Raw genomic sequence first — 13,978 nt, forward strand, 5'->3', positions numbered from 1 at the left:
CAGCGGCCCTCACCGCCGCGTCTTTGGGGCCCCACCCGCCGCCGCGCGCCCCTGCTGCCCCTCCAGCCACATCAGCGTTTCGGTGTGGGTCAAGAAGCGGCGCAGGTAGTCGGGGGAGAGGTCGCGCAGCAGACCCAGGGTGTGCAGCACCAGCCTGTGGGCGTTCAGTGGCCCGGCGTTTTGTGGGGCTTGGGTGGAGGCTTGGTCGACCACCTCTTCGGCACACAGCACGGCCCAGCTTTCGCGAAAGCGCTGGGCGCTTTTCAGTTCGGGCCTGGCTTGGGTCGCGCTAGGCCCGCCCGGCAGACCCCCAGCAGCGGCTTGGGCCACGGCTTGGTTGAGTTGGGCCAGGGCACTGGGCGGGCGCTTGGGCTTGGCGCCGGGTTGTGCAGTTGGCGGGCGTTGCGCCAGGCGCGCTTGGCAATCGGCTAGGCCTTGCGCCAGCTTGGCTTGCAGCAAGGCCTGCTGGCCCAGTGGAGCCGCCTGCAGGCGCTCGGCCAGTGAGGCGACATACTGCCAGCGCAGCGGCTCCCAGCGCGGGGCACCGGCTTGGCGCAAGGCCTGCAGTGCCGCCTGCACGTCCGGTAATGCCTGAGGGGACGATGGCGCAGCGGTGCTCATGGCGCAGAGGCTGCGGAAGCGGTTGGCGTGGTTGAGGCCGAGGCAGCCGCCGCAGGCTTGCGCGCCACCCGTGGCACTGGCGCCATCTCCACCCGGCGGTTGAGGGCGCGGCCTTGCGGGTCGGCGTTGGAGGCCACTGGCTGCTCGGCGCCAAAGGCAGCGCTGAACACTTGCGAAGGCGGCATGCCTTCCTCAATCAACGCGCGGGTCACCGTCAAGGCCCGCTGGGCCGACAGCTCCCAGTTGTCGGCAAACTTTTTGCTGCCCTGCTGCACGGCTTTGTCGTCGGTAAAGCCGCTGACCATCAGCATCTCGTCGCGCTCGGCCAAGTACACCTTGAGCGGCGGCACCAGGCTTTGCAGCACCTGGCGGCCTTCCGGCCGCAGCTCGTCCGAGCCCAGGGCAAACAGCACGGCGCCGCTGATGCCGATGCGGCCATCGTTCAGGGTGACGCGGCCGCTTTGCAGAGGACCGGCCAAGGCCTTTTCCAGGGCCATGCGGCGGGCCTCTTCTTGCTCGCGCTTGTGCACCTCGGCTTGCAGGCTGGCCACCAGGTCCATCTGCACCACCATCACGCCCACCAGCACCAGCACAAACACGCCGAGCAGGCCCGACATCAGGTCGCCAAACACGGCCCAAATGGGCGCGTTGGTGGCGTCGCCGCTGTCGTCGTCGGCGTCGTCCAGCCCCACCCCGCCCATCACCCTTCAACCCCCAGAGGCAGCGGCGCTTGAGTGCCCCGGGCCGGGCGCAGTTGGCGCAGGTCTTCGACGATGCTTTGCTGGGCGCTGAGGCTGAGGTCGATGACCTCGCGCGCCTGGGCCACGTAGTAGGCCAGTTGCTCGTCGCTGCGCGACATGGATTGCGCCAAGGCGCTCTCCACCCGCTGCAGGCTGGCCATGAGTTGCTCATTGCTGCTGCCGAACAGCATCACGCCTTGGTGGAAGGCATCGCCCAGCGCCGCCAACTCCGCAGCACTGGCGCCCACTTGTGCGGCCAGCGCTTCACTGCGTTCGGCCTGAGCCCCCAGGGTTTGGGTGAACTGCTGGCTGGTTTGCTGCAGGGTGGCAGAGGCCGCGCTCACCAGGGTTTCAATGGCGTCACGCTGCTGGGCGGTGGTGTGCTGCACGCTGCTGAGCAGCTCGCTGATCTGGGCCACCAGGCTGTGGCGCTCTTGCAAGGTGTGGTTGTCGCGCTCGGCCAACTGGCTCATCTCCTGGCGCAGTTGGGCAATCACTTCGGCGGCCGCCTTGGGCGCTTCAGAGGCGGTGTGCATCAGGCGCGTCATCGGGGCTTCCAGCGCGGCGCCCAGCGTGGCGAGCTGGGTGGACACATGGCTGGCCAGCTCAGCCTGCAAGGTGCCCAGGCGTTGCACTGCGGCTTGGCCGCGCTGGTCTTCTTGCTCGCGCAGGGCGGAGAGCTCGCTGCGCCATAGCGTGGCCAGCTCGTCCATCTGCTGCCGCTGGCCTTGCTCCCACTGGGCCTCCGAGGCGGTGCGCGCCTGCACCAAACCTTCAGACTGCTGAAGGAGCTGGGTGACCTGCGCCAGCAGCTGCTGCGACTGCGCTTGCGCCTGCTCGCTGAGCTGCTGCGCCGTCTGCGCGACGGCCTGGCTGGCCTGCTGCTGCTGGGCCAGAGTGTGCGCGCTGAGTTGCTGCCACTCAGCTTTCAGCGCCTGGGTCAGGGCCTGCAGGCTGTTCGTCCAGGCCTGCTGCTGCTGCGCTTGGGCTTGGACCTGCTCGGTTTGGACCTGGGCCCCTGCGGCCTGCAATTGGGCCAATAGCGCCGTGGCGCGCTCATCAAAGTGCGCAGCCCAGCGGGCTTGAGCGCCCTCCAGCCCCGCCAGCAAGCTGCTGCTGCCGCGTTCTTGCTGAGACTGAGCTTGAGCCCAGGCCTGCTGCAGCGCTTCCAAGCGGGCGTGCTGCTCTGCCTGGGCCTCGGTGGTCGAGCTGTGCAGATGGGCCATCAGCGCTTGGGCGCGCTCCTCAAAGCTGCCGGCAAAACGGGCCAACGCCGCCTCCCAAGCCTGCTGCATCTGGGCACTGCTGTGCTGATGTTGGGTCAGCGTTTGGGCCAGGGTCTGGTGGGTCTGGGCGGTGCTGTGGCTGAACTGCTGGGCCAAGCCGTCCAACTGGGCTTGCACCACAGCGCTGACCCGCTCGTGCAAGCGCTGCGACTCGGCGGCCATCTGAGCCAAGGTCTCTTGCAGCATGGGCTGCAAGGTCTGGGTGGCGGCTTGGGCCGTGGCCTGCAGGCTCTCGTGGGCCGCTTTGGCGGCGGTGTCGATGCTGTGGCTCAAGCTGTGCTGTACGCTCTGGGCCAAGCTGCTGTAGGCGGTGGTGGCCTCTTGGTGGAACTGGGCTTGGCGAGCCAGCAGTTGCTCGTCCATCTGTTGGCTGCGCGCGGCCAGTTGGCTCATCAGCGCCTCCACCTGCTGCGCCACTTGGGGCAAGGCCTGCAGGTGCAGGGCCAGCTCCGGCAGGGCTTGCATCTGGCGCGCCATGTCCGGCAGAGCTTGGGCTTGCTGCTGCAGGGCCAAGAAGGTGGCCTCGCGCTGCTGGGCCAGTGAGAAGGGTCGCAGCGTGGTGGCGGCCGCATCGTCCAAGGCGCGCAGGGCGTGCGCGCGGTCGCGCCGTGCCAAGGTGGTCATCACACCCAACAGCGCCGAGCCCGCCACGCCCGCCACCGAGCAGCCAAACGCCAGGCCCAAGCCCTTGATGGGCTCGGCCAGCGCGGCGCGCATGGCGGCCAAATCGGCCGAGCCTTCCAGCGCAAACACCGTGCCCTTGAAGGTGAAGACCAGGCCCAAAAAGGTGCCGAGCATGCCCAGCATCACCAAGAGGCCAATCAGGTAAGGCGTGAGCGCCAAGCCCGGGAGCTGGCCGCGCTCTTGGGTGACGCGCTGGCGCACCGCCGCTTGCAACGCGGGGGGCACCCGCCCCAGCCACTCCTCCAGGCGGGCGAGGGAGGGCGGCATGTCTTGCAGCGCCTGGCTCAAGCCCTGAGTGGCTTGGGCAAAGCGTCGGACCTCCATGGCACCCAGCACATACACACCGGCAATCACCAGCGTCATCACCAGTCCCAGCGGGCTGGAGCCGGCCAGCGCCGCCGCCACACCCAAAATGGCCAGCAGACCCACGGCGAACAGCAGGGCAAGAAGGGGTCGATTCATCGAAGAAGAAGCATGCATATCAGGTCAGGTCGGGTGTCGCCACTCACTCTTGGGCAAGGGCTTCGAGCAAACCGAGGATGGGCTGCAGACGCAGGTCCAACTCGGCGAGCAGGGTCTGCTCAAACTCGTTGACAAATTGAGCCAGCCAAGCGGCCTGCGGGTGCACGGGCACCAGGGCTTGGGCAGGGCCATCGGCAGCGGCGGGCTGATGTTGAGTGCGCAGTTGCTGATAACGTGTTTTTAAGAAGCTGGGCACACCAGCGAGCAGCCGCTGCTCGCGCGCAGCCAGCATCTGGCCCAGCAGGGTGTCCATGGCCACCAACTGCGCCAAGCGCGGCGAGGATTGTGCAAGAAGGCCTTGGCGCACATGCTCGCGCAAGGCCTGCACGCTCATCTCCATGCGGCGTTGCTCGTCTTGGTAGCGCTGGTGGTAGAGCGGGTACTCAGTGTCCAGCGTCTTTTCGCGGCGGGTGATGCTGGCGCGCAGGGTGTGGCGCGTGCGCTCCAACGCCTGCTGCAAGTCTGCGGCCGCAACCTTGCCCTGCTGGGCCTTGGGCAGCGTCGGCGTCTGGGCCACACTTTGCTGCGCCGCATGCAAGGTGATGGCGTCCGCCACATTCAGCCACTGCGCCATGCGCTGCGCCACGCCGGGGTCGGCAGGGGCAGGGGCCGGCACTCCAGGGGCCAAGCTCGCCAAATGGCGCACCAGTAGAGAGTCATTGAAGCGCAAAAGTCATCCTTCGCTCTGCGGCTGCAGAGCCCTTAGCCTAGAAACGGCAGTTGGACACGGTCGAAAGTGCCGTGATGCGGTGCGCCAGCAAGGCGCGACGACGCAGCGGGCCTGTGCCCGCAAGGAGGAGCAACGCCGCTGGCGCGTCGCAGCGCGGGGCTGGCGACCGTGTAGCGCCCTCACCCAAGCGGTGAGCATGGTCGTGAACACATTTTGCAGTAGTGAGAAGGACTTGCATGCGGAGCAAAGCGGTCAACTGCCGTTTCTAGGCTTAGGGGTCATGTTCTTCACAGCGGGTTGAGGCGCTGGGTCAGCGCGGCGGCGCTGAGGGGCTGGCCCGTGCGCAAGAGGGCTGCATTTTGCCCGGCCCACAAGGGCGTGAAGTCACAGCGCCCTTGGGCCTCGGCCGCCGCCCGCAAGGGGGCCAGGGCTGCCGTGGCCAAAGGGAAGGCCGGGGCCAGCGGGCTCATGGGCTCCTCTGCCATGAAGGCATTGACGATGCCCCGCGCAGGCCGGCCGGTAAAGCGGTTGGTCAGTGCAGTCTGCTGGGCAGCCGGGCTTTGCAAGGCCTCTCGGTGCAGGGCCGAGGTGGTGGCTTCCGGGCACAACAGATAGGCCGTGCCAACCTGCGCGGCCACCGCGCCCAGGGATAGCACAGCCGCCACCCCAGCAGCGTCGGCAATGCCCCCGGCGGCCACCACCGGCACGCTGACCGCCGCCCGCACCTGGGGCAGCAGCGCCAGGGTGTCGCCTTGCAGGCTCAAGTCCTCGCTCAAGAAGTGGCCTCGGTGGCCTCCGGCTTCCAGGCCTTGGGCAATCACGACATCGGCGCCCTGGGCTTGCAGCCAGCGTGCTTCGTCCACCGTGGTGGCCGAAGACATCACCACCGCGCCGGTGGCCTTGACGCGGGCCAGCAAATCCGCAGGCGGCAAGCCGAAATGAAAGCTGACCACAGGCGGGCGCAAGGCCTCGACCAAGGCGGCAGACTCCGCACTGAAAGGCTGGCGCGCAGCACTGAGCGGCAGCGCGGGCGCCGCCACCCCCCAGGCCGCATAGTGCGGTGCCAGGTGCGCCAGCCAAGCCGCTTCCCGCGCAGGCTCATGCACCGGGGGCGTGTGGCAGAAGAAGTTGACCGCCCACGGGCGGCCGCGCGCGCCATCGGCCAGGGCATGCATTTGTACAGCCAAGGCCTCGGGCGCCAACATCGCGGCTGGCAGCGAGCCCAAGCCGCCACCGTCCATCACCGCGAGGGCCAAGCGTGCGTCTTGCACGCCGGCCATCGGCGCTTGGATGATGGGCGTGGGCAGGGCCACGCGGCCGAGCTGGATCACAGCAGCCCCCGCAAGACATCAATCGCTTGCTCGATGCGGTCGACTGGATGAATGGTGAGCCCCTCAATAGGCTTTTTGGGCGCATTGGCGCGCGGCACCACGGCCACCGAGAAGCCCAGCTTGGCGGCTTCTTTGAGGCGCTCTTGGCCGCGTGGCGCGGGCCGCACCTCGCCCGCCAAGCCGACCTCGCCAAAGGCGATGAAGCCGCGCGGCAGGGGCTTGCCGCGCAAGCTGCTTTGGATGGCCAGCATCACGGCCAGGTCAGCCGCCGGCTCGGTGATGCGCACGCCGCCCACAGCGTTGACAAACACGTCTTGATCGGCGCAAGAGACACCCGCATGGCGGTGCAACACCGCCAGCAGCATGGCCAGGCGGTCGCGGTCCAGGCCCACGCTCAGGCGGCGCGGGCTGGGGCCGCCGCTGTCCACCAAGGCCTGGATCTCCACCAACAAGGGCCGCGTGCCTTCAAGCGTCACCAAGACGCAAGAGCCGGGCACTGGCTCGTCATGCGTGGACAAAAAGATGGCGCTGGGGTTGGAGACGCCTTTGAGCCCGCGCTCGGTCATCGCAAACACGCCGATCTCATTGACGGCGCCAAAGCGGTTCTTGATGGCTCGTACTAAGCGGAAGCTGCTGTGGGTGTCGCCCTCGAAATAGAGCACGGTGTCGACGATGTGCTCCAGCACGCGTGGGCCGGCCAGCGCGCCTTCTTTGGTGACATGGCCGACCAGCACCATGGCGCAGTTGCGCGCCTTGGCCACGCGGGTGAGCTGGGCCGCGCACTCGCGCACCTGGGCCACCGAGCCCGGCGCGCTGGAGAGCTGGTCGGAGTAGAGCGTTTGGATGGAGTCGATGACGCAAAAGCTGGGGCGCTCCGCCTCAATGGTGGCGAGGATTTTTTCCAGGTGGATCTCGGCCACCACGCGCACCTGCTGGCCGGATAAATCCATGCGCCGCGCCCGCATCGCTACTTGCGCGGCCGACTCTTCGCCCGTGACATAGAGCACAGGAATGCGGGCACTCAAGGCCTCTACGGCCTGCAGCAGCAAGGTGGATTTGCCAATGCCGGGGTCGCCACCGATCAGCACCACACCGCCCTCCACAATGCCGCCGCCCAAGACGCGGTCCAGCTCATCCAGCCCCGTGGGCGTGCGCTCCACATCCGAGGCCTCAATGGCCGCCAAGGTGGTGACAGGCTGCGAGCTGGCCAGCGCGGTGAAACGGTTTTTGGACGGCCCCGCTGCAGGCTCAGCCACCCCTTCTTCCAGCGTGTTCCAGGCCTTGCAGTGCGGGCATTGGCCGAGCCACTTGGGGCTGGTGCCGCCGCACTCGTTGCAGGTGTAGAGGGTCTTGACGCGGGACATTGGAAAGGTAAGCAGGTGTGAAGCTGGCGAGAAGCCGGGCAAAGTCCGCGCCATTCTCGCAGCAGTGGGCAGCGTTCTCTGTCAGAGTACAGGCTCAGCACTTTGCCGGTTTGGCGGCCGCCCCTTTGGCGCACCTGACACGCCGTACATTGGCTCACCTGCCCTGTTGTCTCATGCCACACACTCGACTCGTCACGCCACGACGCACGCCCTCTTCCACCACACGGTGGTCTCGCTTGGCTTGGCTGATGCTGTGCGTGAGCTTTTTGGGCCTGCAAGCCTGTGGCGGCGGCGGCGGCGGCAGCCCGGACCCCAATGCCGGAGGCCCAAGCCCTGCACCGGCCCCCTCGCCGGCACCAGCGCCTGCGCCGGCGCCCTCCCCCGCACCAACACCCGCACCCGCCCCTGCACCCACACCGGCCCCCACACCGCCGCCCACGGCCGTGGTGTGGGTCGGGCCGGCCAGCAGTGCACCGGCTGGCGCCACCGTGCGGGCCAGCCTGCAGGCCGTGCCTTGGGCCACCTTGCCCGCTGGCGCCTTGATCGTGGTCGGGCCTGGTGCACAGGCAGGCCCCATCACCATCACCAGCCAAGGCACAGCGGCACAGCCCATTGAAGTGCGCGCGGCCGACACCAGCAACCCACCGGTGGTGAACAGCTCCTTTGATTTCCAAGGCGCGGCCCATGTCAAGCTCAAAGGCTTTGTGGTCAGCGGCTCGCCGTGGGGCGCGGTCGTGATCCGGCGCGGCAGCCACCACATCACCATTGAGGGCAACACGCTCAAGCAGTCCTATATGGGCGTGAACATCAGCGATGGCGCGGGCGAAGGCCTGCAGATCGTCGACAACTTGATTGAGGACAACGAAACCCACGGCGTAGCCATTGCGGTAGAGAACACCGCGCAGGCCGCCACCTCACGCGTGGCGGGCAACACCATCCGCCGCAACGGCCACCACGGCATCGAGATCCAAACCTCGCATTACGTGATTGAGCGCAATGTGGTGAGCGAAAGCGGTCGCGGCATTGGTGGGGCCTCGGGCATCCACCTCTTCAGCCGCAATGCGGCCGAGAACACCGGTGACAACAACGTCATCCGCTACAACTTCAGCTTCAACAATGTGGACCAGTTGCTGCACTGGGACGGCAATGGCATCCAAGCCGACCAATGGTGCGATGGCAATGTGATTGCCTACAACGTGGCCTGGGGCAATGATGGCGCGGGCCTGATCTTGTTTGACGCCGTCAACAACGAAGCGCACAACAACACCTTGATCGGCAATGCCCGAGACCAAGGCCGCGCGGCCAGCGCAGCGGGCGACCTGATTCTCAGCAGCTCCGCCGCCGGCAGCTTGCGCAATGCCAACAACCGGGTCTACAACAACCTGATCGTGCCGACGCGCAGTGGCGCCGCAGGCCTGACGATTGATGCGGCCACCGCAGCCAATCCCAACAGCATCGGGCCGAATCTGTGGGTGCCCCACCCAGAGGCCACCGCCGTGGTGCGCAAGGGCAGCAGCACAGCCCGCAGCGCCAGTGAGGTGGATGCCTTGCTGGGCAGCAGCGGCAACGGCGTGGAGGCCTTGTCCTTCAGTGACCTCAATGCCCCGCTGAGCCACGGCCTGAAGCTCACCCGCAAGCCCAGCCGCAATGGCCTCACACCCACCGGCAATGACCTGCAGGGGACGGCCCCGCAGGCGGGCTACAGCTTCTTCGGCGCCTACTACACGGCGCCTTGAGCCGCGCCCACTACACTCGCAACACTCTTGTTGTTGATGTGAGTGTCCGATGAGCTTTGAGGCATGGTGGCCCTTCTTTGTGGCCACAGTTTTGATCAGTCTCTCCCCTGGTCCCGGCGCCATTGCGGCCATGGGTGCGGGGCTCAACCACGGCTTTGCCAAAGGCCAGCGCATTGCGCTGGGCCTGATGTTGGGAGTGTGGACGCAACTCTTGGTGGTGGGAGTGGGCCTGGGTGCGCTCTTGGCCACGTCCAGCCTGGCCTTCAATGCCGTCAAGTGGCTGGGGGTGGCTTACTTGGTGTGGCTGGGCATTCAGCAGTGGCGCGCCCCCGCAAAGCCCTTGGTCGAGGCGGCACCGGGCGCCACGCCCAGCGGTGGCTTGATCTTGCGCGGTTGGTCCGTCAATGCCATCAACCCCAAGGGCACGGTGTTCTTGCTGGCCGTGATGCCGCAGTTCCTGGACACCCAAGCCCCCCTGTTGGCGCAGTACCTCACGATTGGCGCCACCTTCGGCGCGGTGGAGTTTGCGGTGATGACGGGCTATGTGGCGCTGGCCTCCAAGCTGCTGGGCCTGTTGCGCTCGCCCCGGCAGATGCAATGGATGAACCGCATTTTCGGCAGCCTCTTTGTGCTGGCCGGTGTGGCCCTGGCGCGCTTTCATCGGCACACCTGAAAGCAAACGTAAGGCCCACCCGGGGCGTGAATTACGACTACCCGGTGGGGTTTGTGCGCGGGCATAGTCCAGCGCACTCGACGACTCATGTTTTGGGAGGCTGGGCGACGAGCTGATCACTCTGCTTTTATTGGGAGTTCGTCGTGTGCCCTGCCTCATCCCTGGCGGCCCCTCGGGCCGCTGCCGCCCCATGGGCGCGCCGCCGCTGGCCCTTGGCGGGGCTGCTGGCCTTGTTGACCACCGCACTGGCGGCCTGCGGCGGCGGCGACCCCCCCGACACCTCAGCCGCGCTGCTGCAAAGTGAGCGAACCCAAGCCCAAGCGGCCGACCTCGCGCCCCTGGCCACCCCGCTGGTGTGGGTGGGGCCAGCGAGCGGTGCTCCAGCCGGCGCCAAGGTCTACAGCAGTCTTCAGGGCGTGCCTTGGGCCAGCTTGGCCGCAGGGACGTTGGTGCAGGTGGCTGCGGGCACCTATGCCGGCCCGGTGACCATCACCAGCCAAGGCACGGCCAGCGCGCCCATTGAGATTCAAGCCGCCAACGCCGCCACACCGCCCCTGGTGACGAGCGCCTTTGACTTTCAAGGCGCTGCGCACGTTCGGCTCAAGGGCTTTGTGGTTGAGGGCTCGCCCTGGGGCGCCGTGGTGCTGCGCAGAGGCAGCCACCACATCACGGTGCAAGGCAACAGCCTGCGCCGCTCTTACATGGGCGTGGACGTCAGCGATGGCGCCGGCGAGGCCCTCAACATTGAGGGCAATGTGATCGAAGACAACCAGACGCATGGCCTCTCGGTGGCACAGATCACCACGCCCACAGCCGTGCCCTCACGCATCAGCGCCAATACCATTCGGCGTAACGGCCATCATGGGGTGGAGCTGCGCAGCTCACGCTGGGTGGTCGAGCACAACATCGTCAGCGACCATGGCAGCGGCATTGGCGGCGCCACCGGCATCCACCTCTTCAGCGCCAGCCCCACCGAGGACAGCGGCGATGACAACCTCATCCGCTACAACTTCAGCTTTGCCAACCGCGACCGCATCCTGCACTGGGACGGCAACGGCATTCAGGCCGACCAGTGGTGCGACCGCAATGTGATCGCCTACAACGTGGTGTGGGCCAATGATGGCGCGGGCATTGCGCTGTTCGATGCCAGCAGCAATGAGGTCTATGGCAACACCGCCCATGACAACGCCCAAGACACCGCTCGCCCGGCCAGCGCCAGCGGTGAGATCACCCTGAGCAAGGCGGCCAGCACCGCGACCAACCGCACCACGCTTAACAAGGTCTACAACAACACCTTGTCGGTCAAGCGCAGCGGCGCGACGGCCCTCACGGTGGACAACGCGGCTGCGGCGGGCAACAACACGCTGGGCCCCAACCTCTATGCACCGCACCCTTTTGGCACGGCCGTGCTGCGCAAGGGCACGCAATATGCCAAGACCACCAAGGAGGTCAACAGCGTCACGGGCCTCAGCGGCAATGCGGTCGAGGCCTTGAGCTGGCGAGACGCCAGCAACCCGCTGGGCCACGGCTTGGCCCTGAGCCGAGCCCCGTCCAAAGCAGGGCTCAAGCCCACCCCACCCGACATGCTGGGCGTGTGGCCCGCCGCTGGCCTGCGCTACTTCGGGGCCTACTACACGCCCCGCTGAAGCGCGCGCTCAGCCCTCCATGCCTCCGCTGGGCACGAGTTGATCGTCAGCTGCGCTGGCCACCAGGGCGGGGCGCCCCACGATCAGCGGGTCTGCCGGGCCGATGGTGGCCAGGTCGCGCTGGGTATAGGGCAGGCGGTGCAGCACAAAGCGCATCGCGTTCAGGCGAGCGCGTTTTTTGCAGTTGGACTTGATCACCATCCACGGCGCGTCGGGCGTGTCGGTGTGCAAGAACATGGCCTCTTTGGCGCGGGTGTAGTCGTCCCACTTGTCCAGCGAGGCCATGTCGATGGGGCTGAGCTTCCACTGCTTGAGCGGGTGGGTCTTGCGCTCTTTGAAACGGCGACGCTGCTCTTCGCGGCTGACCGAGAACCAGAACTTGAAGAGGTGGATGCCCGAGCGCACCAGTTGCCGCTCAAACTCGGGCGCCTGGCGCAAGAACTCGTCGTACTCGGCATCGGTGCAAAAGCCCATCACGCGCTCCACACCGGCGCGGTTGTACCAACTGCGATCGAACATCACGATCTCGCCCTTGGACGGCAGGTGCTGGATGTAGCGCTGGAAGTACCACTGGCCCTTCTCGGCATCGCTGGGCTTTTCCAGCGCCACCACGCGCGCACCGCGAGGGTTCAAATGCTCCATGAAGCGCTTGATGGTGCCGCCCTTGCCCGCCGCATCGCGGCCCTCAAACAAGATCACCACGCGCTGGCCCGTCTCTTTGACCCAAGCCTGCAGCTTCAGCAGCTCCACCTGCAGGCGGTACTTTTGCTTCTCATAGCTGCGGCGCGAGAGCAAGTGTTTGTAGGGGTAAGCGCCATCGCGCCAGCCAGGGGCCAGCTCAGTATCAGGGTCGCTGCCCTGCGCCTTGGCTTGGGGGTCGGCCACGGTTTGCAGCGCGCGGCGCAAGGCGCGCTGCTCATCGGGCGAAGCCCCCTCCAGCAAGGCCTGGACTCGGCTCATCAACACACTGGCATCCTCACCCTTGGGCCGCGCTTGAACCGCATCCTTCAAGGCCTCGGCGCGCACGATGGAAGCGGCGGTGGCAGCTTTGGCCACGGCATGTCCTTCCTGACGCTTGGCGCGCGGGCGCCGCGCCGGTGACGGCGATGCCGCTGCGGAGGCCGCGCCACGCGGCTGCCGGCTGGCGGAAGAATCTGCGGCGGCCTGACGGGCGGCGGAGGCGGTGGTTTTTCGAGTGGCCATGGTGGTTGGTTCTCCGGTTCAAGCAACCATTGATGATGAAACGATGCCCGCGGACCGTCTTGAGCAAGATCAAGAAACCTCAGGCCACGCAGTGCCTATGGGACACTCCCCCGCCATGAGCGCTGCTTCACCCCAAGACTGGGCCCAAGTCCCGGCCCTCGCCTTGCGCGCCCTGCGCGGCGTGCTGACCGACATCGACGACACCTTGACGCGCGACGGCGCCATCGAACCCGCCGCGCTGAGCGCGCTGCAGCAGCTCGCCGCAGCAGGCCTGCCCGTGATCGCCATCACCGGCCGCCCGGCCGGCTGGAGCGAAACCTTTGCTCAAACCTGGCCGGTGCGCAGCATCGTCGCCGAAAACGGCGCCGTGCTGCTGACGTGCACCCAAGGCACGCTGCAGCACCACTTCACCCAAGACGCGGCCACGCGCGCCGCGAATGCCCTGCTCCTGCAAGCCTGCGCCGCTGACGTGCTGCGCCAGGTGCCCGGCAGCCACCTAGCCACCGACAGCGCCGGGCGCCTGACCGACATTGCCGTGGACCACAGCGAGCACCACCACCTGAGCGCCGAGCAGATCGCCCAGGTGGTGGCCGTGATGCGCGCCCACGGCCTGACCGCCACCGTCAGCTCCATCCACATCAATGGCTGGATCGGCACCCACAACAAATGGACCGCCGCACAGTGGGCTGTGCCGCTGCTCTGTGGTGTGGCATTTGCCCCTGAAGAATGGCTGTACGTGGGCGACTCCAGCAACGACCAAATCATGTTCCAGCACATGCCCCTGAGCGTGGGCGTGGCCAACATCGAGCGCTTCATGCCGCAGCTACAGCACAAGCCCACTTATGTGACGCAGGCTGAGCGTGGGCAAGGGTTTGCGGAGGTGGCGGCGGCGGTGCTGGCGGCGAAGGGCAGTGAAGGGGCCTGAGCGCTCAACGAGCGTGATGCACTGAAGCATTCACGGGCCAGGCCAGCACCATGACCGACTCATCGGACTCATCACGATGCTGCGCTGCGAGTGCCTCGGAGGCCGGCTCGAAGCCCAGCTTCTGCAGCAACCCGAGTGAGCGAAAGTTGCGTGTCTTCAGGACGGCCAGGAAAGTGCAGACGCCATAACTGTCGCGCAGCTCCTGCATCATGGCGCGCACCGCGTTGCTCCCGATGCCTTGACGCCAATACCGGCTGGAAAGCTCATAAGCCACGTAGGCCGTTCGGTCAGCGTTGACGGTGGCCTGCACGTAGCCGGCCAGGGCACCTGACTCAAGGCGAATGACCCAGTTCAACCAGTGTTCGCTGCCATCCGGCGACGTGCGCCTCTCCAGGCGCTCAAACCGCGTGGTCAACCACTCCACATTGACGGGGGGCTGGTTCTCGAACTCATAGATGGCGGGATCGCTGAGCACCGAGAACATTTCTGGCGCGTGCACGGCGAGCTGCGGTTCAAGCGTGAGGGAGGGGGTGGCGATGGTTTTCATGCGGGTTGGCATTGTCGGTCAGGGTTCTGC

12 protein-coding genes are annotated in these 13,978 nt (G+C 66.9%); 4 read left to right on the forward strand and 8 right to left on the reverse strand.

All coding sequences use genetic code 11. From position 1 onward, the window contains the following. Window positions 1-9: 9 nt before the first annotated feature. The 6 genes from KAK11_RS00870 to radA all read right to left on the reverse strand — a co-directional run bounded on the left by KAK11_RS00870 (window position 10) and on the right by radA (window position 7,218). Window positions 10-621, reverse strand: coding sequence for a DUF2894 domain-containing protein (locus KAK11_RS00870; RefSeq protein WP_210805219.1), 612 nt, complete (start codon window positions 619-621; stop codon window positions 10-12). Next, the gene (locus tag KAK11_RS00875) at window positions 618-1,322 is read right to left on the reverse strand and encodes an OmpA family protein (RefSeq protein ID WP_210805221.1); all 705 of its coding nucleotides are present in this window, start codon (window positions 1,320-1,322) and stop codon (window positions 618-620) included. Before KAK11_RS00875 ends, KAK11_RS00870 begins: the two co-directional genes overlap by 4 nt. Continuing rightward, the gene (locus KAK11_RS00880) at window positions 1,322-3,793 is read right to left on the reverse strand and encodes a coiled-coil domain-containing protein (protein ID WP_210805223.1); all 2,472 of its coding nucleotides are present in this window, start codon (window positions 3,791-3,793) and stop codon (window positions 1,322-1,324) included. The genes KAK11_RS00875 and KAK11_RS00880 overlap by 1 nt, the downstream gene beginning before the upstream one ends. A 43-nt stretch (window positions 3,794-3,836) precedes the next feature. After that, window positions 3,837-4,523 (reverse strand): DUF3348 family protein, encoded by a 687-nt coding sequence (locus KAK11_RS00885; RefSeq protein WP_210805225.1) that lies wholly within the window; start codon window positions 4,521-4,523, stop codon window positions 3,837-3,839. 287 nt (window positions 4,524-4,810) lie between these two features. Continuing rightward, a complete protein-coding gene (locus KAK11_RS00890) occupies window positions 4,811-5,854 on the reverse strand; it encodes an NAD(P)H-dependent flavin oxidoreductase (RefSeq protein ID WP_310737717.1) in 1,044 nt (347 codons plus the stop codon). Continuing rightward, window positions 5,851-7,218, reverse strand: a complete 1,368-nt coding sequence (gene radA, locus KAK11_RS00895) for a DNA repair protein RadA (protein ID WP_210805227.1) — start codon at window positions 7,216-7,218, stop codon at window positions 5,851-5,853. Before radA ends, KAK11_RS00890 begins: the two co-directional genes overlap by 4 nt. Window positions 7,219-7,391: 173 nt before the next feature. On the opposite strand from radA, the gene KAK11_RS00900 reads away from it, so the two are divergent. From KAK11_RS00900 to KAK11_RS00910, 3 genes are all read left to right on the forward strand, one after another. After that, entirely contained in the window at window positions 7,392-8,954 is a 1,563-nt protein-coding gene (locus KAK11_RS00900) for a right-handed parallel beta-helix repeat-containing protein (RefSeq protein ID WP_210805229.1), read from the forward strand. Between the two features lie 49 nt (window positions 8,955-9,003). Further along, entirely contained in the window at window positions 9,004-9,627 is a 624-nt protein-coding gene (locus tag KAK11_RS00905; RefSeq protein ID WP_210805231.1) for a LysE family transporter, read from the forward strand. 143 nt (window positions 9,628-9,770) lie between these two features. Further along, complete coding sequence (locus KAK11_RS00910) at window positions 9,771-11,273, forward strand: right-handed parallel beta-helix repeat-containing protein (protein ID WP_210805233.1); 1,503 nt, start codon at window positions 9,771-9,773, stop codon at window positions 11,271-11,273. 9 nt (window positions 11,274-11,282) lie between these two features. Here the strand turns inward: KAK11_RS00910 and ppk2 are convergent, their stop codons facing one another. Beyond that, window positions 11,283-12,476: a polyphosphate kinase 2 gene (ppk2, locus tag KAK11_RS00915; protein ID WP_210805235.1), complete on the reverse strand. Its 1,194-nt coding sequence runs from the start codon at window positions 12,474-12,476 to the stop codon at window positions 11,283-11,285. 115 nt (window positions 12,477-12,591) lie between these two features. On the opposite strand from ppk2, the gene KAK11_RS00920 reads away from it, so the two are divergent. After that, on the forward strand, window positions 12,592-13,401 hold the full coding sequence (locus KAK11_RS00920; RefSeq protein ID WP_210805237.1) for an HAD-IIB family hydrolase: 810 nt from the start codon (window positions 12,592-12,594) through the stop codon (window positions 13,399-13,401). A gap of 4 nt (window positions 13,402-13,405) precedes the next feature. Here the strand turns inward: KAK11_RS00920 and KAK11_RS00925 are convergent, their stop codons facing one another. Further along, complete coding sequence (locus KAK11_RS00925; RefSeq protein ID WP_210805239.1) at window positions 13,406-13,948, reverse strand: GNAT family N-acetyltransferase; 543 nt, start codon at window positions 13,946-13,948, stop codon at window positions 13,406-13,408. Between the last annotated feature and the right edge of the window lie 30 nt (window positions 13,949-13,978).

It is taken from the genome of Ideonella paludis, assembly GCF_018069865.1.
GTDB lineage: Bacteria > Pseudomonadota > Gammaproteobacteria > Burkholderiales > Burkholderiaceae_C > Ideonella > Ideonella paludis.

Coding starts and splice junctions, on each gene's coding strand:
- KAK11_RS00870 (WP_210805219.1), bottom strand. CDS start 621: ATGAGCACCGCTGCGCCATCGTCCCCTCAGGCATTACCGGACGTGCAG.
- KAK11_RS00875 (WP_210805221.1), bottom strand. CDS start 1,322: ATGGGCGGGGTGGGGCTGGACGACGCCGACGACGACAGCGGCGACGCC.
- KAK11_RS00880 (WP_210805223.1), bottom strand. CDS start 3,793: ATGAATCGACCCCTTCTTGCCCTGCTGTTCGCCGTGGGTCTGCTGGCC.
- radA (WP_210805227.1), bottom strand. CDS start 7,218: ATGTCCCGCGTCAAGACCCTCTACACCTGCAACGAGTGCGGCGGCACC.
- KAK11_RS00900 (WP_210805229.1), top strand. CDS start 7,392: ATGCCACACACTCGACTCGTCACGCCACGACGCACGCCCTCTTCCACC.
- KAK11_RS00905 (WP_210805231.1), top strand. CDS start 9,004: ATGAGCTTTGAGGCATGGTGGCCCTTCTTTGTGGCCACAGTTTTGATC.
- ppk2 (WP_210805235.1), bottom strand. CDS start 12,476: ATGGCCACTCGAAAAACCACCGCCTCCGCCGCCCGTCAGGCCGCCGCA.
- KAK11_RS00920 (WP_210805237.1), top strand. CDS start 12,592: ATGAGCGCTGCTTCACCCCAAGACTGGGCCCAAGTCCCGGCCCTCGCC.
- KAK11_RS00925 (WP_210805239.1), bottom strand. CDS start 13,948: ATGAAAACCATCGCCACCCCCTCCCTCACGCTTGAACCGCAGCTCGCC.